The 23195-nt window shown below is 25.9% G+C and carries 26 protein-coding genes; 14 read left to right on the forward strand and 12 right to left on the reverse strand.

All coding sequences use genetic code 4. The features are described from left to right. Positions 1 to 8: 8 nt before the first annotated feature. Together ACFEL5_RS01395 and ACFEL5_RS01400 are read right to left on the reverse strand one after the other, a co-directional pair. Entirely contained in the window at positions 9 to 2786 is a 2778-nt protein-coding gene (locus tag ACFEL5_RS01395) for a DNA translocase FtsK (protein WP_375315527.1), read from the reverse strand. A gap of 32 nt (positions 2787 to 2818) precedes the next feature. Further along, complete coding sequence (locus tag ACFEL5_RS01400; protein WP_375315528.1) at positions 2819 to 4474, reverse strand: ribonuclease J; 1656 nt, start codon at positions 4472 to 4474, stop codon at positions 2819 to 2821. A 602-nt stretch (positions 4475 to 5076) separates the two neighbouring features. On the opposite strand from ACFEL5_RS01400, the gene ACFEL5_RS01405 reads away from it, so the two are divergent. Continuing rightward, positions 5077 to 6501, forward strand: a complete 1425-nt coding sequence (locus ACFEL5_RS01405) for an MATE family efflux transporter (protein WP_375315529.1) — start codon at positions 5077 to 5079, stop codon at positions 6499 to 6501. A gap of 50 nt (positions 6502 to 6551) precedes the next feature. Here the strand turns inward: ACFEL5_RS01405 and ACFEL5_RS01410 are convergent, their stop codons facing one another. The 3 genes from ACFEL5_RS01410 to ACFEL5_RS01420 form a co-directional block, all read right to left on the reverse strand. After that, positions 6552 to 8651, reverse strand: coding sequence for a polyribonucleotide nucleotidyltransferase (locus ACFEL5_RS01410; protein WP_375315530.1), 2100 nt, complete (start codon positions 8649 to 8651; stop codon positions 6552 to 6554). Between the two features lie 70 nt (positions 8652 to 8721). Beyond that, positions 8722 to 9084, reverse strand: coding sequence for a DUF4330 family protein (locus tag ACFEL5_RS01415; protein ID WP_375315531.1), 363 nt, complete (start codon positions 9082 to 9084; stop codon positions 8722 to 8724). A gap of 18 nt (positions 9085 to 9102) precedes the next feature. Then, on the reverse strand, positions 9103 to 9888 hold the full coding sequence (locus ACFEL5_RS01420; protein ID WP_342189826.1) for an NAD(+)/NADH kinase: 786 nt from the start codon (positions 9886 to 9888) through the stop codon (positions 9103 to 9105). 575 nt (positions 9889 to 10463) lie between these two features. On the opposite strand from ACFEL5_RS01420, the gene ACFEL5_RS01425 reads away from it, so the two are divergent. The 10 genes from ACFEL5_RS01425 (at position 10464) to ACFEL5_RS01470 (ending at position 16053) form a co-directional block, all read left to right on the forward strand. Beyond that, the gene (locus ACFEL5_RS01425) at positions 10464 to 10790 is read left to right on the forward strand and encodes a hypothetical protein (RefSeq protein ID WP_375315145.1); all 327 of its coding nucleotides are present in this window, start codon (positions 10464 to 10466) and stop codon (positions 10788 to 10790) included. Positions 10791 to 10792: 2 nt separating this feature from the next. Then, positions 10793 to 11014, forward strand: a complete 222-nt coding sequence (locus ACFEL5_RS01430) for a hypothetical protein (protein ID WP_375315532.1) — start codon at positions 10793 to 10795, stop codon at positions 11012 to 11014. A 164-nt stretch (positions 11015 to 11178) separates the two neighbouring features. After that, positions 11179 to 11409: a hypothetical protein gene (locus tag ACFEL5_RS01435; protein WP_375315533.1), complete on the forward strand. Its 231-nt coding sequence runs from the start codon at positions 11179 to 11181 to the stop codon at positions 11407 to 11409. 310 nt (positions 11410 to 11719) lie between these two features. Then, positions 11720 to 11965: a hypothetical protein gene (locus tag ACFEL5_RS01440; RefSeq protein WP_375315142.1), complete on the forward strand. Its 246-nt coding sequence runs from the start codon at positions 11720 to 11722 to the stop codon at positions 11963 to 11965. A 24-nt stretch (positions 11966 to 11989) separates the two neighbouring features. Then, positions 11990 to 12970 carry a hypothetical protein gene (locus ACFEL5_RS01445; RefSeq protein WP_375315534.1) on the forward strand — a complete coding sequence of 327 codons (981 nt, stop codon included), beginning with the start codon at positions 11990 to 11992 and terminating at the stop codon, positions 12968 to 12970. Between the two features lie 466 nt (positions 12971 to 13436). Continuing rightward, on the forward strand, positions 13437 to 13757 hold the full coding sequence (locus ACFEL5_RS01450; RefSeq protein ID WP_375315535.1) for a hypothetical protein: 321 nt from the start codon (positions 13437 to 13439) through the stop codon (positions 13755 to 13757). 2 nt (positions 13758 to 13759) lie between these two features. Continuing rightward, positions 13760 to 14008: a hypothetical protein gene (locus tag ACFEL5_RS01455; protein ID WP_215826579.1), complete on the forward strand. Its 249-nt coding sequence runs from the start codon at positions 13760 to 13762 to the stop codon at positions 14006 to 14008. An 87-nt stretch (positions 14009 to 14095) separates the two neighbouring features. Then, a complete protein-coding gene (locus tag ACFEL5_RS01460) occupies positions 14096 to 14530 on the forward strand; it encodes a hypothetical protein (protein ID WP_375315536.1) in 435 nt (144 codons plus the stop codon). Between the two features lie 76 nt (positions 14531 to 14606). Beyond that, a complete protein-coding gene (locus tag ACFEL5_RS01465) occupies positions 14607 to 15551 on the forward strand; it encodes an IS30 family transposase (protein WP_338966716.1) in 945 nt (314 codons plus the stop codon). 148 nt (positions 15552 to 15699) lie between these two features. Continuing rightward, positions 15700 to 16053, forward strand: a complete 354-nt coding sequence (locus ACFEL5_RS01470; RefSeq protein WP_375315537.1) for a hypothetical protein — start codon at positions 15700 to 15702, stop codon at positions 16051 to 16053. 622 nt (positions 16054 to 16675) lie between these two features. Here the strand turns inward: ACFEL5_RS01470 and ACFEL5_RS01475 are convergent. The 4 genes from ACFEL5_RS01475 to ACFEL5_RS01490 all read right to left on the reverse strand — a co-directional run bounded on the left by ACFEL5_RS01475 (position 16676) and on the right by ACFEL5_RS01490 (position 19651). Continuing rightward, on the reverse strand, positions 16676 to 17140 hold the full coding sequence (locus ACFEL5_RS01475) for a deoxyribonuclease IV (RefSeq protein WP_375315538.1): 465 nt from the start codon (positions 17138 to 17140) through the stop codon (positions 16676 to 16678). 169 nt (positions 17141 to 17309) lie between these two features. Continuing rightward, positions 17310 to 17699 carry a TIM barrel protein gene (locus tag ACFEL5_RS01480; RefSeq protein WP_375315539.1) on the reverse strand — a complete coding sequence of 130 codons (390 nt, stop codon included), beginning with the start codon at positions 17697 to 17699 and terminating at the stop codon, positions 17310 to 17312. Positions 17700 to 17792: 93 nt separating this feature from the next. Beyond that, positions 17793 to 19073 (reverse strand): DEAD/DEAH box helicase, encoded by a 1281-nt coding sequence (locus tag ACFEL5_RS01485; protein ID WP_338967893.1) that lies wholly within the window; start codon positions 19071 to 19073, stop codon positions 17793 to 17795. A 380-nt stretch (positions 19074 to 19453) separates the two neighbouring features. Then, positions 19454 to 19651: a hypothetical protein gene (locus tag ACFEL5_RS01490; RefSeq protein ID WP_375315326.1), complete on the reverse strand. Its 198-nt coding sequence runs from the start codon at positions 19649 to 19651 to the stop codon at positions 19454 to 19456. A 135-nt stretch (positions 19652 to 19786) separates the two neighbouring features. Here ACFEL5_RS01490 and ACFEL5_RS01495 point away from each other — a divergent pair, with 135 nt between their 5' ends. Next, on the forward strand, positions 19787 to 20803 hold the full coding sequence (locus ACFEL5_RS01495) for a hypothetical protein (protein WP_375315327.1): 1017 nt from the start codon (positions 19787 to 19789) through the stop codon (positions 20801 to 20803). 44 nt (positions 20804 to 20847) lie between these two features. Here ACFEL5_RS01495 and ACFEL5_RS01500 read toward each other — a convergent pair whose 3' ends face one another. Both ACFEL5_RS01500 and ACFEL5_RS01505 read right to left on the reverse strand, forming a co-directional pair. After that, positions 20848 to 21270, reverse strand: coding sequence for a transposase family protein (locus tag ACFEL5_RS01500; RefSeq protein WP_342224593.1), 423 nt, complete (start codon positions 21268 to 21270; stop codon positions 20848 to 20850). A gap of 2 nt (positions 21271 to 21272) precedes the next feature. Further along, positions 21273 to 21665: a transposase family protein gene (locus tag ACFEL5_RS01505; RefSeq protein ID WP_375315019.1), complete on the reverse strand. Its 393-nt coding sequence runs from the start codon at positions 21663 to 21665 to the stop codon at positions 21273 to 21275. 564 nt (positions 21666 to 22229) lie between these two features. On the opposite strand from ACFEL5_RS01505, the gene ACFEL5_RS01510 reads away from it, so the two are divergent. Both ACFEL5_RS01510 and ACFEL5_RS01515 read left to right on the forward strand, forming a co-directional pair. Next, positions 22230 to 22490 (forward strand): hypothetical protein, encoded by a 261-nt coding sequence (locus ACFEL5_RS01510; RefSeq protein ID WP_375315328.1) that lies wholly within the window; start codon positions 22230 to 22232, stop codon positions 22488 to 22490. Positions 22491 to 22563: 73 nt separating this feature from the next. Beyond that, entirely contained in the window at positions 22564 to 22725 is a 162-nt protein-coding gene (locus ACFEL5_RS01515) for a hypothetical protein (RefSeq protein ID WP_375315329.1), read from the forward strand. On the opposite strand, the gene ACFEL5_RS01520 is transcribed toward ACFEL5_RS01515, so the two are convergent. After that, the gene (locus ACFEL5_RS01520) at positions 22704 to 22835 is read right to left on the reverse strand and encodes a hypothetical protein (protein WP_375315540.1); all 132 of its coding nucleotides are present in this window, start codon (positions 22833 to 22835) and stop codon (positions 22704 to 22706) included. The two genes, ACFEL5_RS01515 and ACFEL5_RS01520, sit on opposite strands and share 22 nt — an antisense overlap. Positions 22836 to 23195 lie beyond the last annotated feature (360 nt).

Below are 23195 nucleotides of genomic sequence, written 5' to 3' on the forward strand. Positions count from 1 at the left end.
CAAAATTCCTACTCTTTATTCATAATCAAAACTTCACGAGGTTTGGACCCATTTTGCGGTCCAACAATACCATTAGCTTCTAAACTATCAATTAATCTTGCTGCCCGATTATAACCAACACCAAATCTTCGTTGAATTAATGAAGCTGATGCCTTTTTATTGGCAATAACAAAATCACAAATCTCATCATACAATTCATCATCTTCACCTGTAATAATATGACTAGTATTCATCCTTTGTGTAGATTCATGGAATTGTTCATTAAACTGCGGTTTTTGTTGCTGAGAAATAAATTTAATTAACGCACTAATGTCTTCGTCATTAATATATACCCCTTGAGCTCTAGTTGGTGTTATTTGACCATAAGGAGCAAATAACATATCACCACTACCAATTAACTTTTCAGCTCCCATACTATCTAAAATTGTTCTAGAATCAATTGAAGAACTAACAGCAAAAGCAATTCTTGATGGAATATTATTTTTTATAACGCCAGTAATAATATCTGTTGATGGTCTTTGGGTTGCAATAATTAAATGAATTCCTGAAGCTCGTGCCATTTGCGTTATTCGCATAATACTTTCTTCAACTTCTTTTCCGGCAACAACCATTAAATCAGCAAGCTCGTCAATAATTATCACAATATATGGTAACATTTCTTCAATTGCCACCTTTTGATTATAACTAGCAATATTTCGCACGCCAATATTAGAAAAAATAATATATCTTCGTTCCATTTCACTAATAATTTGTTTTAAAGCACGATTGGCTTTTCTTAAATCAGTAATTACTGGTACTAATAAATGTGGCAAATTATTATATACTGATAATTCAACGCGTTTTGGATCAATTAACAAAAATTTTACTTCATGCGGTTTAACCCGAAGAATTAAAGAAGCAATAATACTATTAATACAAATTGATTTTCCACTACCAGTAGCACCCGCAATTAATAAATGTGGCATCTTATCTAATTCCGCAAATAAAATTTTTCCCATTACATTTTTACCAATGGCCATTAATAATTTACTATCTTTCTTATTAAGGGGAACATTTTCCATCACTTCACGAATCGTAACTAATGCTGGTGAAATATTTGGAATTTCAATTCCCACTGCTGACTTACCATGAATAGGTGCTTCTAAACGAATATCTTTTGACGCTAAAGCTAACTTAATATCATTTTCTAACGAAGTAATTTTACTTACCTTAACGCCCATTCCTAGTTCAATTTCAAACTTAGTTACTGCTGGTCCAATATTAATATTAGTAACTCGCGCTTCAATATTAAAATGTTTAAAAAGACGATGAATTTTTTCAACATTATTTTTTGCGGTTTTAATATTTAAATCACGATTAACACTAATTATTGGTTTTGTTAAAAGACTAACTGGTGGCAATTGATAATTAGGATTAATTATTGAAGGAAAATAATTACTTGGTATTATTGAAGAAGAAACTTTATTATCCAAAGGATTAATCTCTTCAATAAATTCTGGAGACAAATTGTCACTAATAACAACTGCTTGTTTTGCTTGATTATCGGATTGATCAATAACTGAAAATACCTCATCTAATGCTGATGAGCTAGTTGGATAAGATTTTATCCGTTCTTTTTGAATTGGTGGTTGTTCTTTATTAAAAGGTGTTAAATAACTATTAGCAGCAAAATCTTTACGCACCACATCTAATTCCATTAATGATGTTTGATCATAACCAAAATCATCACGAGAAAATGCTTGTTGATGATACTCTTGTTCTTTAATTACCTTCTCATTAAGATTAATTTTTGGTGTTAACTTCGAATCTCAATTATCAATATGGTGATAATTTTTATTACTATAAATATCATCAAATAATAAATCTTCATTCATTAATGAATGATGTAAATTAACGGATGGTAATTTAATTGTAATATCAGAATTTTTTGTTGTATGTAAAACTTGCCGATCATTACCATTAATATTTTTAACATTAACAGTTTCAAAATATTGCTGATATTTCTTCTCAGCATTTTTCTTATTTTTAACATTCTTTTTAGCCATAAAACTAACAATATGTAAACTATTATGTTCCTTATTAACTTTTCATTGATAAAGATATCAAGGATTTCCTGTTAAAATTCAAAGAATAATTGTCGTTAAAAAAACTAAACTACATATTAAAGAAACAATTGTTGTTAAATAACCAAATACTGCTGAAAACAACATTCCAATAAATCCGCCACCAGCAAAAGGAATAAAATATGAGCCATTAATATGAAAAAATTTCTTAATATCTAATCGTTGCATAAAAAGAGAATTTTGTAATCAATTATCCGTATAAGAACTAATAACTTGTGAAAACCAATTTTGTTCTGCATTAATAGAAGAACGATGATAACTAATCAATAATACAATATCATTCACAAATCAACAAATAGCTAAAACAAGTAATATTATCATTACTTGAACTCGTTTCTTAATTTTAATTTGAATACCACCAAAAATTGCAAAACTCACTACTAAAATAACAAAATAGATAATATATTTAAATCATCCAAAAAGAAAATTGAAAAGAACATCATCTAAAAATTGACCAATAACCGTTAAACGAGCAAGAGCCAAAATACTAGCAAAAATAATGAACAAAGCTCATATTTTTCCACCAATTTTATCACTACGCCGAATTTTCTTCTTTAACTGAATAATTTTGGATTTCGCTTGTTGTTCTTGTTCATATTTTGTAGTATTGCGAGGATTATTTTCAAACTCGACAAAATCACTACTTATTTTATCGCTATTCATCCTTTTATCTCCTCATATTTTTTAAGTAATAGTTAATTTATCTCATTAATTATTGCTAAAACCATTGGATTTTTACCCGTTTCTTGACGACATAACTCTTGCAACTCACTACGGATTTGATTTTTAACTGTTGTACCATCAAACTCTGATTTTTTTTGATGTTCTTCAACAATAGTACGAACTTTCGCTTGCATTTTATTAGTTAATTCCTCATCATCTTGAATAAAAACAACCCCACGCATTTGCACATCAACTAAAGAAACAATCTCTTTACTACGACGATTTAATGTAATGCCACTAATTAAAACTCCATCACGAGCTAATTGCTTTCTTTCATTTAAAACAACAGCACCAATATCGCCAACCCCAAGACCATCAACATAAATATTATTATATTTTAAAGAAGATGGTGATGGTCCTAATTTACCATTAATAAACTCTAAAATTTGACCATTATCCTTAATTAAAATATTATTAATTAGAATTCCTGCTTCTTGAGCACTATTTTGCGCACTAACAAAATTTTTATGTAATCCTTTAATTGGCATAAAAAATTTTGGTTTCATAATTCCAATCATCATCTTAATATCTTCATATGAAGCATTCATATCTCACACTTTTTTATCGGATAACGCCATAAAACGAGCATCAGTTCTTGCTAATTCATCCAATATTCTCGCATGTTTTAATTCATAACCAGGAATCGGTAGCGTTGCTAAAATCACAGTATCTGACTTTTCTATTTCTAAATGCTCATCATCGCCACTAATAATTTTATATAATCTTGTATAAAGTCGCTCACCACTACCTGTAACAAAAATTACTGAATTGTCATTAATAGCATCACTAGTTAAATTTCTAAACTTAATTTTATTAAATTGCAAATAAGTTCCTGACTTAAATTCTTCTAAAATTGATTTTAATGTGCCCCCCATAACGATGGCCTCACGATTAGTTTCACTAACCAACTCCAAAATTTCACTTATTTTATATAAATCCTGTTCATGACAAGCAATAATAATTTTAGACTTTGCTGCTTTAAAAGTTGATTCCACTAACTTCTTACATTTATGATTAGGAGCCGTATAATCATTACGACTAGCATAACCAGAACCACTCATCAATAATAAAATTTTATTATTAGCAATTTTTGCTAAGTGTGCCATATCTGTAGCAAAATTAGTTCGTTCTTCACTATCAAAAATATAATCACTCGTATAAACAATAGTTCCATCAACAGTCTTTAAAGCAAAACCAAAACTTCCCGGAATACAAGTTGTCGTATTAAAAACTTCAATTTCATTATCACCAAAAGATAACATATCCTTTTCTTTAATTTCAATTAATTCATTTTCACTATGTCATACCTTAAACTTGTAGAGTTTTTGTTTAATTAAAAAGATTGTTAATTTACTACCATAAATAGGAATTTTAATATCCTTTAAAAGATATGTTATTGCTCCAAAACATTCGTCTGATGGTTTAGAAATAAATAATCCTTTAATCCGATTAACATTTTCTTTTAAATAAGAAAAATCGGGAATAACAGTATCAATTCCTAATGCTTCTCGTTCAGGGATTTTACTACCAGCATCAAAAATAAATATATCACGGTTAACTTCCACCACATACATATTTTTTCCGCGTTCATCAAGTCCCCCTAATGCAAAAACTTTTATTGTTGCCATAACTATTTTTTCTCCTCTAATTTAATATAATTTTATTTTAAAATATTGCTTTTATTATTATAACACATTGATTATCCAGCTAAGCAGAGAATAATTTCTTATCTTATTTGTTTCCTCAATAATTAAAATTCATTCTGATTTTTATCTTTTAATTATACTATAACTATTCGCAAATGCAAAAAGGTCGCGTTTAGTTTTCTTAGGTATTTTTTAAAAAAGAAAAAATAGTCATTTACTATAAATTATTTCAATATGCAAATTAAGTATATATTTCTTATGTATGATTTTTGTTGTAAAAAATTATTTTAATGTTGTTTTTATAAGCATTTTACTTAGTTTTTATAACCTTTTATTAAGAATATGTTTGTTAATATTAAATATTTTGTTTTATTAATTATTTTTCAAGTAAAAAGGTAATAAATTTTTAGTTGCTTTTCTTTCAAAATTATTCAAATCTTTACCCACCTAACAAAACTTTATGCGCCCATGCAAAAATTTGATAAATGCTGTTTATTATTAAATTAACTTAATCACAATTGACTTAATCTTATTAGTAAAATATAATTGTTCTTATATATTTAAGAAACCGAGGTACTAACATAATGAAACTCACTAATATCAACCAAAAATGAAAATTATCACCATACTTTGACAGTAAGTTTATGAAACAAGCACTTATCATTATGATTCCTCTAATCGGTCAATCATTACTAATTGCATTAATGAATGTTATTGATGTCTTTATGATTGGTTCTTTTTTAAGTCAAGAAGTTCTTAATGGCGTTGGTGCTGCTAATACCATTCTGTTACTGGCAATGTTCGGTTTTTTTGCTACGAATATGGCCGGAAGCATTTATGCTTCTCAATATATTGGTAATAATAATCTCAAAAAAATGCAAGAGGTAAATAACATTAGAATTATGATTAATGTCACAATGTCAATAATATTTACCATCTTTATCTTCACATTAAGAAATGATTTAATTAAACTAATTATTGCTTCTGAAAGCAGTAAAACAATGTTAAATTTTAATTCCCAAATCGCAATTGATAATGGCAGTTTATATTTAGCAACTGTTATTTGAATTTATCCGCTTCTAAGCGTTATAACAACCTTATACCAAAATATGAACGAATGTAATAAAACATATTTACCGTTTCTTTTTACAATTTTTCCGGTATTGACTAATGGCATTCTCAACTTCATCTTTTTATTTTATTTAAAAATGGGAGTTATGGGAGTTGCTATTCCTACTGTAATAGCAAGAATTTTAGAAATAACTATTGTTATTACATTTCTTTTAATTACTAAACCCGTGTTTCGCCCAATGAAAAAATTTTGATATGTTACTAAAGATTTATTATTAAAAATTCTTAAATCGCTTTTGCCAATATTTTTAGCTAACATTCTTTTTGTATTATCATTAACAGCACAAACAGTTATTTATTCATATTATGGTGGAGCCGATATCCTATCAGCAACCGTTGTTGTAATGAATATTATGAATATTTTTTATGCCGTATTTAATAGTTATAGTGCCATTATACCAATCTTTATTGGTAAACAATTAGGTGTTGGTAAACTGTCACAAGCAGTTGCCAATCTTAAAAAAATTATTGGTTTGCTATTTCTAATTGCGATTACTTTCACAATAATAATTTTTAGTCTTTCATTTTTTATTTTTGATATTCTATTTACTAACAAAATTAGTAATGAAGCCATTAGCACGGCAAGATTTTATTTAGGATTACAATCCCTAGCCTATTTCTTCTTATCTTTTTCAATTATCTTTTTTAGTGTTTTACGCGCCGGCGGATTTGTAAAGTTAGCTACTGCCTTAGATATTCTTTGTACTTGAATTATTATTGTTATGACACCATTAATTGTTAGTATTATTGTAACTAAATATTTTCCTAACTTTGATTACAAATATATTTTTATTATTTCTACTATTGGTGAAATTATTCAATTTGCTCTTGTTACCATCTGTGTTATTAAAATAAAATGAGCACGAAAATTAATTTAAAAAATAAAATGAACTCCTATTTTAAACTAATAAGAGTTCATTTTATTTTTCTATTCAATTTTAATTCTAGTTTCATTAATTAATTCTAAATTAACACGATTTTTTTCATCAATACTAATTACTTTTACTGTTACTTCTTGTTTTAATTTTAATAACGGCGTATTTTTGGGTATTTTTGAATTATGTAATAATCCATCAATATTCTCTTTTAAATTAATGAAGTAACCAAACTTTTCAATCCGAACAACAGTTCCCATAATAATTTCTCCAATGATAACTGGTTCAATAATATCTTTAATTAATTTATCTGCCATTAATATTGATGCTTCATCTTTGTGATAAATAGTCACTTTCCCTTGGTCATTAATATCAATTTTAACATTGCCAGAAGTCTCAACAATATTAGTAATTACTTTACCACCAGCACCAATAACATCACGAATGCGATTAATCGGAATTTGTAATTGCTTAATTTTAGGAGCATTTTTATTTACTTTATTACGCGAAATATTAATTGTTTGCTTCATATTATCTAAAATATGCTTTCTCCCAATTTTAGCTTGTAATAATGCTTCTTTAAAAATTTCCATTGTAATGCCATCAATTTTAATGTCCATTTGTAAAGCACAAATTCCTTGGTTTGTTCCCGAAACTTTAAAATCCATATCGCCAAAGTGATCTTCACTACCTTGAATATCACTTAAAATAACATAATCATTACCTTCTTTAATTAATCCCATTGCAATCCCGGCAACACTAGATTTCAATGGTACTCCACTAGCCATCAAAGCTAATGAAGAAGCACAAATTGCTGCTTGGGAGGTTGAACCATTAGATGCCAATACTTCCGTCACAACTCTAATCGTATAAGGAAAATCATCAATACTAGGCAATACTTGTAACAATGCTTTTTCTGCTAATGCTCCATGACCAATTTCTCTTCTATTGGGCGGTCCAAATCTTCCAGTTTCACCAACTGAAAATGATGGAAAATTATAATGAAGCATAAAGCGTTTACTTTCCTCTTCTGTTAAACCATCAATAATTTGATGTTCGCCTAGAGCTCCTAAAGTTACAATTGATAATACTTGCGTTTCGCCACGAGTAAATAAAGCACTACCGTGAACAATTGGGAGAACATCAATTATTGATGTTAACGGTCGAATTTCATTGCTCACACGACCATCTAAACGAATTTTCTTATTAATAATAAAATCACGAACAAGTTTCTTTAATAAAGTTTGATAAATAGCTCTAATCTGTTTAATAATCATTTTTTTTTCTAATTCATTAACATATTGTTGATTATCATAAACAGCAAATAAAGCATTATAAACATCTTTTAAAGCTTTTTTTTGTTCTTGCTTCGTTTTAATATTTAAAGCACTAATAATTTGTGGTTCATACTGACTAGTAATAGTTGATACTAACTTATTATCAAATTCTAATTCAATAATAGGTAATTTTTCTTGACCAATAATATTAATAATTTCTTCTTGAAAGGCAACTAACTTTTTAATTTCTATATGTGCCATCGCAATTGCTATTAACATTTCTTCTTCACTAATTTCTTGACCACTAGCTTCAACCATATTAATTGATGCTTTTGTTCCCGCAACAATTAATTCTAACGATGATTGTTCCAATTGTTGACTTGTAGGATTACAAATTAATTCCCCATTTATTTTTCCAATAATAACTCCTGCTACGGGACCATTAAAAGGAATTTTTGAAATACATAATGCTAATGAAGAACCTAATAATGCTGCCATTCTGACATCAGCATTAGAATCAACCGCTCATACATTATTAATTACTTGAATCTCATGATTAAAATTATTAGGAAATAAAGGTCGCAAAGGACGATCAATTAACCTTGATGCTAATGTTGCATATTCACTAGGTTTGCCTTCACGCTTAAAAAACCCTCCAGGAATTTTTCCAACAGAATATAATTTCTCTTGAAATACAACTGTTAAGGGAAAAAAATCTAATGTTGATGGCTCTTCATTAAAACTAACAATACTTAATACCGTACTTTCCTCATAGCGTACTAAAATTGAACTTGTTGCTAGTGATGCTAAACTACCATATTCAATAACAATTTTCTTCCCATTAAAATTATTTGTAAATCTTTGTTCTTTATTCATTTGCTGTTACCCTTCTCATCTTCCCACATCTTATTTTATCATATTGTTTTAGCAACAAAAAATATGATCGCTATTTTAAACGACCATTAATAATCTCTGATAATGCCTTAGCATAGTTACCAAAAATAATACTAATAGCATTAGTTTGTTTAATTATTCCTTGCTGTTTTAACTTCCGAATCTTTTCAATATTAACTTGTTTAATATCTTTAATAATAATTTTAATCTTTGTATTTGTTGCTTGTGCCTCAATAATATTACTAATTGTTCCTAAATAATCAATAAAAACATCTACTTTAAAAGGAATTAATTTTTGCCATTGTTTTTCTGTTGAATTTTTATTTTTTAAAAATATCATATTTATTAAGCAAGCAATTATAAAAACTAATAATATTAATCCTAAATCTAACAACAGTATCTGTCATAATTCCATCGCTTCTCTTCCTTTTGTTTAATTATGAATAAATGTTTTTTGAATTTGATTAATCATTATTAAATCATTAACATCAGTTACTAAAATTTTAATTTTATTAGCAATTAAATTAATAATTAAATTATCACTATTAAAGTCATGTTTTTGACTATCAATTACTAAAAAAGCATCTTTCATATTACCTTTAATAGTAACTGTGTGGGTATTATCTAAAATTAATGGTGCCTTTAAAGAATTATGTTTATTATGAAAAACCGGAGCAATTTCTAAGAATTCCATTAAATTTTTTTCACTTAAAATAACTGCGCCATTAATACTTTTAGTATAGCCGGTTGAACCAGTTTTAGTAGTTAAAACAAATCCTGAACTTTGACAATTTTGTAATAATTGATTATTAATATAAACTGTAAAAAATATTGTTTTTGCAATACTCATTAATTTAATCTCATTAAGACTATAAAAATTTTTATTATTAATAGTTATTTTTAAAGCATCAAGAGATTTTGTTTTCAAAATATTATTTTTTAAATTAGTAATTAACTTATCAATTTCATTAACTTGATAAAGAGCATTAAAACCAATATTTCCCGTATTAATAGTTATAAAATGAATATTATCAATATTTTCATTAAAACGATTAACCGCTGATAAAAAAGTGCCATCACCACCAATAGCAAATACGATTTCTGGATTTTGTTCATCAAATATCATCTTTAATGCTAATAATTTACTAGATAAGTTTTTAGCCACAGCAATTGATTCATCGGCCTTATTAGTAACAATTGTAAATTTCTTTTGTTGCATTAATTACACCTCATAATATAATTCTATCAATAAGGTAATAATATCATAAATTAAGAATCCAGGACGCATAAAGTTTTGTTAGGTAGGTAAAGGTTTGAATAAATATTAAGGCAGTCAGTAATGATTGTCTTTTTATTTTATAAGGTGTTAAAATTTTGTTCTTTGAAAATTAAATACAAGTGAATTAATAATGTTGGTATGTATTAAAGCACGATAAATTGTGGGTGGTCGCCATAACCAAAAGAAGTTTACCAGTTAATAGATAACATCCTATTAGCTATAGCAATTTGTTTCGTTTTGCAATAAAAAAATGAATGGGTGGATTTCCTAAAAATATACACGCTATTAAATTAGTTCCAAGGGTAGGATGCGGACATTAAAGTGTAGAAATTTCTATATAAGGGTATACTATGTTTAAAATTATTCAAATCTTTATCTAAATCTAATTAAAAAACAAAATTCAATAACAAAGCTTGTTAAACACTTAAATCTGCGATATATAAGTGTTTAAAAAACTAAGTTAACTAACTTAGTTAATATATAACTTAGTTTATCTATAAGAAAGGGAATTTACTATGAAAAATATTGAAAACATTTTCTTAAATACTAAAAAATATCTCTTAAAAGAAACGCAAAACGCAATGCTTATTAAAGCCCCAAAAATTCCATGATTTAATGAACAAATCGGTATTTGGTTTTCAAAACGATTTGTTTATAAAGGAAAATATGAAAATTCAATTTGCATCGGAATAATAAAAGATAGTAAATATCAAGTAATTTCAATTAATCAAAAAGAAAAAGAAACCAAATTAATTAAAGGACAAGAATTATTAGGTTTTTTCATTGCCGAAAAAGAAAACAACAAAAAAGATATAAATTATAATTATTTTAAAGGAGCTTAAAAATGAATATTGCAATTGGACTAATATTTATTATTATCAGCATAATGCTATCGGCATATTTTGCTTATAAAATTTATGCCAAAATAAAAATTAGAATTAAATATAAAAATGCCATTAAAAATAATACTAGTAATTTTACAAAAGACGAAAAAGTATTTATTGCTCGCTTTGAAGAATGAGTTAAAGCTCCTAATTCAAAAGAAAATAACGCGGATAAAAAATAATGTTTTGAGAAATTATTATGGAATTCTTAAAACTGTTTGTTCCGATAGAAAAAATGCCTGCACAAATTGCGTTTATTGCCGGATTAATTATTATCATTACTTTTCTTTTCGCATTAATTTCAATTATATATTTACCAATAAAAATGATTTTTGGGAGATAAAAAATGACAATAAACTTAAAAGAATTTGATTGAGAACAAATTAAACAAACTTTCTGAGATTTATTTATTCAAATTACAACCATTCCCGCTCATATTACTGGTGATAAAGAAATTAAATTAACCGAAGCACCACTTTGACTTTTAATAGCAAACATTGCCTTTTGATTCTTAACAGCAATTATGGTGTGATTTATTTTAATGCTACTTTGAAAAACCATATCAGTATTTAGATAAGACTTGGTACATAACTATAACATTTTATGCCGACTAAACTATAAAATTCATTTTTATCTTTGTATTTATCTAACATTTGTATTTCATCTAAAAAATAATTATCAAAATAGTAGATAAAATTAAAGGTTATGTACCAAGTCTATAGAAACAACAGTAATGTCGCGAAGTTACATTGTGATGCGTTCACAAAGAAATTCAAAATTAATTAGGAAAAAATACAATCGTGTTAAAGTTAATCGTGGTTTTAACAAATTTAAGAAAAACTTTGAATATAAATGATGAATGCTTTAAAAAGAAAGGGGGTGATTATATGTTTGTAACTTTCTTAGCCGATGCACCAGCAACAGTAGAAAAAATAACAGCTAGTGATGCAATGACTAAATTATGAAATGCGATTATAACAGCGTTTACTAAAATGTGAGAAATTATTGCTGTTAATATGCCACAAGTCGGTAACTTCTTTGCTGATTACTGAATATTCATTTTTCCATTTATTTTGGCAATATTCTTTATTTGCTTTAAAATGTTTGAAAAATTACTTGGAGCAGTACGCTAACAAAAAAATAAAGTGAGGTGCAAGATGAAATTTTGCAAATGAGTAATAGAAAAAAATAACAATTTTATTGAATTAAATCGCACCTCATTTTTAATTTTATGACATTGAGGAGCAATTTGGTACATTTACAACGGTTATTTTAAAAACATTGTGAGCTATTTATTTTTAGCAGGTTGTATTTTAATTTTCCTTTTCAAAATTGGTAATTTAACACAAATTAACAAAGTTATTAATTTTTTAAAAAATTCACCATTAAATATTGTTATTGGTTCATTAGGAACTGGAAAAACCGCCTTTCTAGTATACGCATCAAAATTACTAAAAAAGAAGAAATATCACATGGCATCAACATTTCCATTACTAGAAACTCAAAAATTAAGTTTAGGACATATGGGATTATTAGACTTTGATTATCCGGTATTGCCAGACAAAACCTTACTTTTGTGAGATGAAACCAACTTATTTTTAGAAGGAACTGATTGAGAAAAAAATAATACCAAAAACGAAGAAAGCGGTATCCAAGAATATTTCGCTCTGGCACGGCATTTTGGTCATATTGTGCTGGCTAGTGGTCAAAGAGATAAACATATTTGAGTTAAAGTTCGTGATATTGCTAATAATGTAATTGTGGGGATTCGCAAAAAACCAGTTAATATCTTTCGTCCCTACTTAAAAGTCATCTATGGTACCTTTACGAGCATTGAAGAATATGAACGCTGACGAAACACCTTAATTGATGCTAAAAATAGTAAAAAAGGGCGTCGCATTAAATATCGTGATATTCCTGAACTTGATATTTATTTTTTTAAACTAAAAATTCCTCTACCAATATTAAACACTTACAATTCTTTTTACTTAGCGTTTTTAAGAGATTACTTAAATTCAAAAGTAAATCCTGATTATGAAGACAAATACTATACTGACACCGCAATTGATTTAGAAGATTTAGAATATTTAAAAATGGATAAATTCAGCAAATTTTTAAGAAAAATGAAAGAAAAATAACGGTTAATTCTTTTTTTAGTAGCGACAATTATTATTTAGACATTAATTAAATTAAATTAAGTTTTATTTAATATTTTTGTTTCATTATCAGTGCAATTCCAATAACAATCATAATTCAGAAAAAATTGCCATTGGTGTAAAACCAAATAAAAAACTCAAATATATTACATACAAGAGTTTCAAGCACCTTATAAAAATTTTAACGAAGCTTCTTTGGCGGTTGAACTATTTATCATATTTCACTTCCTTTCTAAATATTATCGCTACTAAAAACACAATCAACCACAACATTATTTTATTCTATAGACTTGGTACATAACTATAACATTTTATGCCGACTAAACTATAAAATTCATTTTTATCTTTGTATTTATCTAACATTTGTATTTCATCTAAAAAATAATTATCAAAATAGTAGATAAAATTAAAGGTTATGTACCAAGTCTTATGAAAGGAACAATAAAAAATGGAAAATCTTGCAAAAATGGCCGACTTTCTCGCCCAAATGCTTTATAAAGTTTTTGATTTAATTTGAAGTCTTGAAGTACCAGGAACGAATATTCAACTAATATTTCCTTTATTTTTAACGCTTGCTGTAGAATTTCTTATGGCAATTATTCTTGGATTTGGTAGTCAACAAGTTAATTTAGAAAAGCAACGCCGATATGCCGTTAAAAATAGTGGTCGTTTAAGTGCGTGAGGAAAAGTTAAAAAACAAATACAACCAATAAATCCAAATAAAATTAATTGAAAACAAAGAAATAAAAAAACAAAACAAGGTAACTAACGATGTTTAAACTAATTATTATTTTTATCTTAATAACTGTTCTTGGACTTTTGGCTGGTAGCCATTTTGAAACTTTAACAAACTATATTAGCGAAGGCCTTGCCAATTTCCAAAAGTTTATTACTAGCAATTTAACAATTTTAGAACTATTTAAACCAATGGCACGAACATTTTCGCAACATCCAATCTTTACCATTCTCGGCGTTACCTGTGTACTTATTGCCTTATTTATTGTGATTAAAGGTAGATAAAAAATGAAAAAATGAACTAAAAAACAAGAATTAAAAAAATAGAGAATGACAAATTAGAAAGACAAAGAAAGGAATTAATAGTTAATTATGTTAAATTCTAATTTATTAAATAAAATTAATGTTAATGATGAATGATATACACAGGAATATGCTATTAAACCAATTTTAGAATTTTTAAAACCTAATAGTACTATTTTATGCCCTTTTGATAAAATTGATAGTAAATTTGTATGTGTTTTAGAAAGAAATGGGCATAAAGTTTGGAATAGTCATATTGATGATGGAATTGATTTCTTTAATTACATTAAAAGTGATGTGGGTAGATATGATTATATTATTTCTAACCCTCCATTTAGTAAAAGAAAGCAAGTAATAGAACATTTATTTAATTTAGGTAAACCGTTTGCGATGTTAATACCATTAGTAAGTATTGCATTAAAACCAATTAGAGAAAAAATAGATCAGTGTGAGTTATTAGTTTTTAATAAAAGCTGAATTATACTTGTAAGTGCAAGTAAATAAAATTGCAAAAGATTTCATATAAAAATTTCATGATGCTAAGTTTATTTTAGAAAAAGTAAATTTAAGGAGTTTTTATATGGGATACAAACATCTTGGCATAGATGAAAGAATTTATATTGAGAATCAATTGAAATTTAAAGTAAAAATTAGTGAAATAGCTAAAAATCTTAATCGAAGTATTAGTACTATTAATCGAGAAGTTAATAGAAATAAAGATAATAATCATTATTTTTCATTAATTGCACAAAATAAAGCAGAAAATAGAAAACAATTACATGTTTATTTTCATAAATTTAAAAATAGAGAATTAGTAAAATATGTACAACAAAAATTATTATTAGGTTGATCGCCTGAACAAATTTATGGCAGAATTAAAAATTTTCATCAAGAATGAATTATTAGTTTTAAAACAATTTACAATTGAATTTATTCTGGATTACTTGAAAAAGTTACTAGTAAAAATTTAAGAAGAAAAGGTAAGAAACGAAAATCTCAAGAAAATCGGGGTAAATTTAATGGTAAATCCATTAAAGAACGAAATGTTAATAATCGCATAACTCTTGGCCATTGAGAAGGTGATACTGTAGTATCATCACGAGGTAAAAGTAAATCATGTTTAATAACTTTAGTTGAAAGAACATCAAGATTTACTTTAGCAATATTAGTTGAAAATAGAACTACTAAAGTTATTAACAAAAATATTAGTCATTATTTATCAATTCTTCCAAATAATCTTGTTAAGACTATAACATTTGATAGGGGTAAAGAATTTGCTAATTGACAACAACTTGAAAAAAATTTAAATGTGAAAATTTATTTTGCTGATGCATATTCACCTTGACAAAGAGGTACTAATGAAAATACTAATGGTTTAATTAGAGAAAAATTTCCTAAAAAATTTAATTTTTCAAACACTACTAAAAATGCAGTTCATAAATTTATATTGTCTTTAAACCAAAGACCAAGAAAAATACTAAATTATCTTTCGCCAATCGAATATTTGGTTAGAAAAATAATTTAGTTGCACTTAACTTTACAATTTGGCAAAAGAATAAAATTTATTGCTTATAATGGTATAGTTTGCAAGAATCCACCAAGTGAAACTGCTTATATTTGTCATAATGTTTTGCCTAAGCAAATTGTTTATAGAAAATTAAAGGAGTTAAAAAATGAAAGAAAAAATGCCATTAAAATTAAGAATTAAAAATTCTTTTAAAAGGCAGTGGTTAAAAATAGTATTAAGTATCATTTTCATCTTTATAAGCCTATTAATTTGTGCATTAACAGCAATCGATACTAAATGAATAACTGGAACAAGTAACGAATTTAATGATTTTATGAATAAACAGATGGTTAATTTCTTTGGCAAGTTCAATAGTGGTATTATGCTAGCGGGAATATTTGTTTTTTGATGAGGCGGAGCAATATATTTTGCAATTAAATTTGAAAAATTAATCCGCTTTATTATTCAAAAAATTAAAGCAAAAAGAGCCTTGAAAAATGAAATCAAACAAACTCATTAATTCTTTAAAAAAATATTGATGAATAATACTTAATTACATTATATTCATATCTTTAAGTATAATTTCATTATTACATACAGATATTGAGAATTTGCAACAATTTATTAAAAATTTTGGAGCAATTGGCAAGTTAATGATTATAGGTTGCTCATTAGTGTGAGTAACCATAACAGAAATAGTAAACGGTCGCGTTTAGTTTTCTTAGGTATTTTTAAAAAAAGAAAAAATAGTCATTTACTATAAATTATTTCAATATGCAAATTAAGTATATATTTCTTATGTATGATTTTTGTTGTAAAAAATTATTTTAATGTTGTTTTTATAAGCATTTTACTTAGTTTTTATAACCTTTTATTAAGAATATGTTTGTTAATATTAAATATTTTGTTTTATTAATTATTTTTCAAGTAAAAAGGTAATAAATTTTTAGTTGCTTTTCTTTCAAAATTATTCAAATCTTTACCCACCTAACAAAACTTTATGCGCCCTATAATGCTTAATCCGAAAACATCGCCAACAATAAAAATGAGAATTATCTTGAAGTTTTGCAATGTAACCAGCTTGTAAATTATTATTAGATTGTAATTCTGAACCACACCCATAACATATCATCGCAATCATTTTAACGATTTAAAAAATTATTAAATTGCTTATTTTTAAACATTATAATTTCTTCCTTATATGGTGGTTCAGAATTATTTCAAGGAGTTTCTAAAATTTTAATTATATTAACAAATTTAGGATGATAAAGAATACTACACAAACTATCAAACCCTAAATTACCATAACCAATATTCTCATGGCGGTCTTTATGGGAACCTTTAATATTTTTAGAATCATTAAGATGAATAACAAATAATTTATCCAATCCAATTATCTTATCAAATTCTTCAATAACTTGTTCTAAATTATTAACTAAATCATAACCCGCATCATTCAAATGACAAGTATCTCAACAAACACCAACTAAATGCGAATATTTAACCCCCCGAATAATTGTTTGTAATTGCAAAAAATTAATTCCTAATTCACTACCTTTACCTGACATTGTTTCTAAAGCAATTTTAATATTTTGATTAGGCTCCAATACTTCATTTAATCCATCAATAATATATTAGACTTGGTACATAACCTTTAATTTTATCTACTATTTTGATAATTATTTTTTAGATGAAATACAAATGTTAGATAAATACAAAGATAAAAATGAATTTTATAGTTTAGTCGGCATAAAATGTTATAGTTATGTACCAAGTCTATTGTAAACCAATACTAGCATCAGCACCAACACTACTTCCAGGATGCAATACGATATATTTAGCACCAATTGCTAAAGAACGATTAATTTCTGTTTTTAAAAACTCCTTAGCTAGCATATAAGTATTAGGATTAATACTATTAGCTAAATTAATAATATAGGGTGCATGAATAATAACATTATTAATATCTAAATTATGGTTGTCTAATCCTTGTTTAAATTCATCAATTTTTAACTGGTCTAAGGGCTTTCTTCTTGTATTTTGAGGAGCTCCTGTATAAAACATCATAGCATTAGCTCCATAACTAATAGCCTCATTTAATGCTCCTACTAGATAATCAGGACTTTTCATTGATACATGACAACCTAATATTAATTTATTTTTCATCAACATAATCACCTTTATATTTTAAGTTATATGCAAATTATACTATAAATTATTTTCTTATCTTACATAAAATAAGAAGTAAGGCGAATAACCTTACTTCTTAAAACTTTTCTTACGATATTTTTGAATAACTTTTTTAACTTCTTCTTTTCTTTGTTTTTTATAACCTGGTTTAATTGGTTGAGAGTGAAACTTTGAAATAACTTTTTGTAAATCATTTACTGACGCTTGGGGAATATTTTTAATAACCTTCTTTGTTGGTTTCTTAACTTTTTCATTTCATAATGTAAAATTAATTCCCTTTTTAGTTAAATATGCAATTCCCTCTTCATCTGACGAATCATAAAATAAATAAGAATATCCATGATATTTTCCTCTACCTGTTCTTCCTGCACGATGAAAATAATATGTTAAATCATACGGTAAATTTAATGAAATAATATGTGAAACTCCTGGTAAATCAATACCTCTTGAAGCAATATCAGAGCAAACAACAAATTTAAATTCAAGATTATTAATTCGTTTTAGCATTTTAATGCGTTCACGCGATTTTAAACTACTATGAATTTGTCCGACTTTAATATTTTGTTCTTGTAACAAATCAAGAACTTGGTCCATATCTTCTTTTTTATTAACAAAAATTAAACATAAAAATGGATCAACTGTTGTTAAAAGATTTTTCAAAATTTCAATCCGATTACGATATCGGGTTTTAACTAAAAAATGTTCAATATTTGTTTGAATTTTATAATCACTTAAATCAAAAATTGTCGTATTTTTTAAATATTTCTTTAAAAAATTTTGTAATTCATTATTAATAGTTGCTGAAAATACCATAAATTGTGTATTTGAAGCAAGTTTCGATAATAAAAAATCTACTTCATTAACAAAATCTAAATCAAAAACCATATCCACTTCATCCAAAACAACCATCTTACTAGTAGTTAAAGCTAACGCTTGTTCATCAATCATTCGCTTTAATCTTGTTGGTGTTCCAATAACTAAATGCGGATAATTAGTATTAAACTTTTGCTTTTGTTGCTCTAAATCTTGACCACCAATTAAATTAGCAATTTTCAAATTAGGATTATTTTTAATAAATTTTTGACTAACATTATATATTTGCACCGCTAACTCTCTTGTTGGTACAATTATAATTGCTTGCGTCTTGTTAATCGTTGGATTAATTTTACTTAAAATTGCTAATAAATAACCAACAGTTTTCCCAGTTCCTGTATTGGCACTAACAATAACATTTTGTCCCTTAACCATTAAAGGCAACATTTTCTTTTGAATATTTGTTGGAGCAACAAATTTTAATGAATCAATTGTTGCTAACACTTCATTACTTAAACCAATATCTTGAAATCTCATTACTACCACCTCTAAATAGTTTTATTAAAACTATTATTTTTTTCAAATCAGAAGTAATTATACCACAAAAATAAAACCGCAGAGAATTTACCCTACCTATCGTTCATTAAGAAATCACAATATATTTTTATAAATTAATTAACTAGTTGTTGCAATTGGTAAATTAACTGGTATTAAATTAGTTAATATACCATTTATTTTTCTGTATCCAATAATTCTAATTTTTGCAAATTTTGAAGTTGTTAAATCATAAGGTTGTGTAATAATCTTATCATTTACAAAAATTCAAACTCCGATATCAAAATCATTTTCAGTTAAAGCATTATTAATTTTTGTAAGTTCTTTAAAAACTTGTGGTTTTAATGCATTTTTTACTTCAGTTAAATCAACTTTGAAAGGATTTTTAGCAATAATCTTTGTTGGTGATTCAATTGAACTAATACTATAAATTCCTTTTTCAATTTCTTTTGATTTATTGTCATTATTGCAAGAAACAACAATAGACTTGGTACATAACTATAACATTTTATGCCGACTAAACTATAAAATTCATTTTTATCTTTGTATTTATCTAACATTTGTATTTCATCTAAAAAATAATTATCAAAATAGTAGATAAAATTAAAGGTTATGTACCAAGTCTATTATATTTTTTTGATAGCTTAGAATTTTCTAGTTTTAATGATATTTTTAAAATTGAAATTTCTTTAGGGATGGTTACTTTTTATTTAAATGATGAACAATTGATTAAGTTTAGATGATTAGATGGTTGAGCCAAAGATTTTATTAATACCTTTTTTGGACAAATTAATTATTATGGTAATACTTTCGATTTTTTACGATACGATGACAAATTAAAATCAGATTTTAAAGATTTTATGCTTTATTATCAAAAAAATTTAACTATTGATTTTATTAATGGTTTATTTAATAAAATTTATAAAGTTTTAGGTGACTTTTTTGTACAATTTTTTTATTCGAGTTTTGATATGGATGCTTCCACTTATGTAGAATTAGATTACAAAGGAATGAAACAAATCCCTAAAAATGTTTTACAAATGGGATTTTTCTATCGTTCCTTAATTACCTTTTATCCCAAACAGTATTTAATTAACTTTGGTTCCACAATCGAAAATAGTAAGAATATGATTTTTCGTTCCTATTTTTTTGTTAAAGATAAACAAACCGCCAATGGTTTTAACACTGGTAAAAGTTCTTATCAAATAAATTTTAATGTGTTAAAAGCATATGATAACCAATTATGGAATGTTACTAGCAATAAATTGCATTTTTACAATGCCAAAGTTGATGTCATGTATGGAATTAATATTTTTACACTAAGTTTTCCGCTATATAAAAAGAAAAATGAAAGTACTGAATATCATTATTCTTTATACGATTTTAACATTTTGAATTCAACAGCTTTTATTGGTGGCGGAATAAGTGGTAATATGGATGATTTAATTCCGACGCCTAATTGTTCTTATTGGGGATTATTTAGTGCTATATCTTGTGGTATTCAACACGCTTCTGTTAGTGTGTTGAATTGATTACTTGGTCTTTCTGGAATTAATCTTTTAATTCACCCTCTTGCAGATATTGCCAAAACGACGATTAATTTTACCAAAACTGCCTTTCCGGTATTTGAAGTTATTCCAGCATTTCAGATGTTATTTGAATTTGTAGTGCCATTAGCAATTTTATTAATGATATTAAAAAAGTTCTCTTAAATATTTCCAATATTTTTTATAATAGACTTGGTACATAACTATAACTAGCTTAATTCAAAATTATATATTCCTGAAATTAAGTTAAATCGTAATCCAAATCTTCTAATCTTATTGCGATAACGATAAACTAGTATTTTAAATCTTTTTAATCTAGCAAAAACATGTTCAATGGCAATTCTAACTTTACTTAAAAAGCTATTATATTCCTTTTTATCTGGATTTAAGGGATTATTTTTACTCTTTTTAATTGGCAATAATGTATTTTTATGAACATTTTGCAAACCTTGATAGCCTGAATCGGCAATTAATTCTAATTTTGGATTTATAAGTGTATTTGATTTTAAAAATAACTTATAATCATGAATACTGCCATAACAAAAATCTACTGAAATAATTTTATTGTTAAATAAATCAATAATTATTTGCGATTTTAATGAATGTTGCCTTTTCTTACCAGAAAATAATAATTTTAGTTTTTTTTAATTCTTTCAATTGGAATTTCTGTAGCATCAATTGCTAATAAATTATTATTAGTAACTTTATGTTCCAATAATATCTTTTTGCCAGGTATATGAAAGTGACTATTTTTTATTAGAGTATTTTCAACTCAAAAGATATTACGAATACAACTAACATGACTAATATTATATTTTTTTGCAATAATACGATATGTACTATATTCTTTTCAGTATTCTAAAGTCATAAGTAATCTTTGCTCTATTGATAATTTATTTGGTCTACCACCAATTTGTTTTTGTTTAGCTTTAGCTTCTTTTAAAATTTCTACCATTTTCATGAAAGTTTTATATTTTATGCCTATTAGACTATAAAATTCATTTTCGTCTTTGTATTTATCTAACATTTGTACTTCACCTAGTAAATAATATTATCAAAATAGTAGATAAAATTAAAGGTTATGTACCAAGTCTAATATAATTCCTTTGAAAGGAGGATTTTTCTTTATGCGAAAATTTTTATCAGCTTTAAATTTAGTATGTGTAATGTTTGTTTTTGGTTGTAGTAAAAATAGTAATGTTTTAAATAAATATGAGGGCGCATAAAGTTTTGTTAGGTGGGTAAAGATTTGAATAATTTTGAAAGAAAAGCAACTAAAAATTTATTACCTTTTTACTTGAAAAATAATTAATAAAACAAAATATTTAATATTAACAAACATATTCTTAATAAAAAGGTTATAAAAACTAAGTAAAATGCTTATAAAAACAACATTAAAATAATTTTTTACAACAAAAATCATACATAAGAAATATATACTTAATTTGCATATTGAAATAATTTATAGTAAATGACTATTTTTTCTTTTTTAAAAAATACCTAAGAAAACTAAACGCGACCTAAATATGATTTAAAGTTTACTAGTATTCAAAATAGTGGTTTAATTATAATCCCTAATGTAAAAAGTGTTATGATTGATTTTACTAAAAGTGATATTTTATTACCTAATTTTCTATTACCACAAAAACAATTTTATTTAGCTAGTTCAGAATTTACTAATCTTTATAACAAAAATGGTGTTTATAAAAAAATAAATGGTTATCGTATTTATAATTTTACTTATGATGTTGATAGTTATTGACTCGAAGAAATTGTTAATGTTAAAATTTCATTTGAAAAAGTTTCAAGTCTTTATCGTATAGTTTTATTTTCTGCCGAAATGCCTCATTAATTTAGTAATTTAATAACCATTCTTGAAAATCGTATTTTTGTAATACGATTTTCTTAATTTAAGGAGTTTTAAAATGAAATATATTATTTCTCAAGCAGATTTAGCAGATTTAAAAGCAAAAATCCAAAGTTGACTAAGTGCTAATTGCCGCAATCCTTATTACTATAAAACTAAAAAACGCATTACTGCCTATTTAAACTTATGTACTTATTTCTATATTAGACTTGGTACATAACTATAACATTTTATGCCGACTAAACTATAAAATTCATTTTTATCTTTGTATTTATCTAACATTTGTATTTCATCTAAAAAATAATTATCAAAATAGTAGACTTGGTACATAACTATAACATTTTATGCCGACTAAACTATAAAATTCATTTTTATCTTTGTATTTATCTAACATTTGTATTTCATCTAAAAAATAATTATCAAAATAGTAGATAAAATTAAAGGTTATGTACCAAGTCTAGTAGATAAAATTAAAGGTTATGTACCAAGTCTAATACTTAAAATAGTTACGCTTAAAATTATTACTCCTAATAAACTAAATAATTTTTTCAATTTTTTACCCTCATTTTTATTTTTTATTAATATAATTGACATTATATGTATGCAAAGATATTTAAATTAATCAAAAGCAAATTAAACTATCAACACTTCTCTCACCAAATTTCAGTCTGTTAATCTTTTTAATTTGGA

Origin of the sequence: Spiroplasma endosymbiont of Tipula paludosa (genome assembly GCF_964264785.1) — a bacterium.
Lineage (GTDB): Bacteria > Bacillota_I > Bacilli_A > Mycoplasmatales > Nriv7 > Nriv7.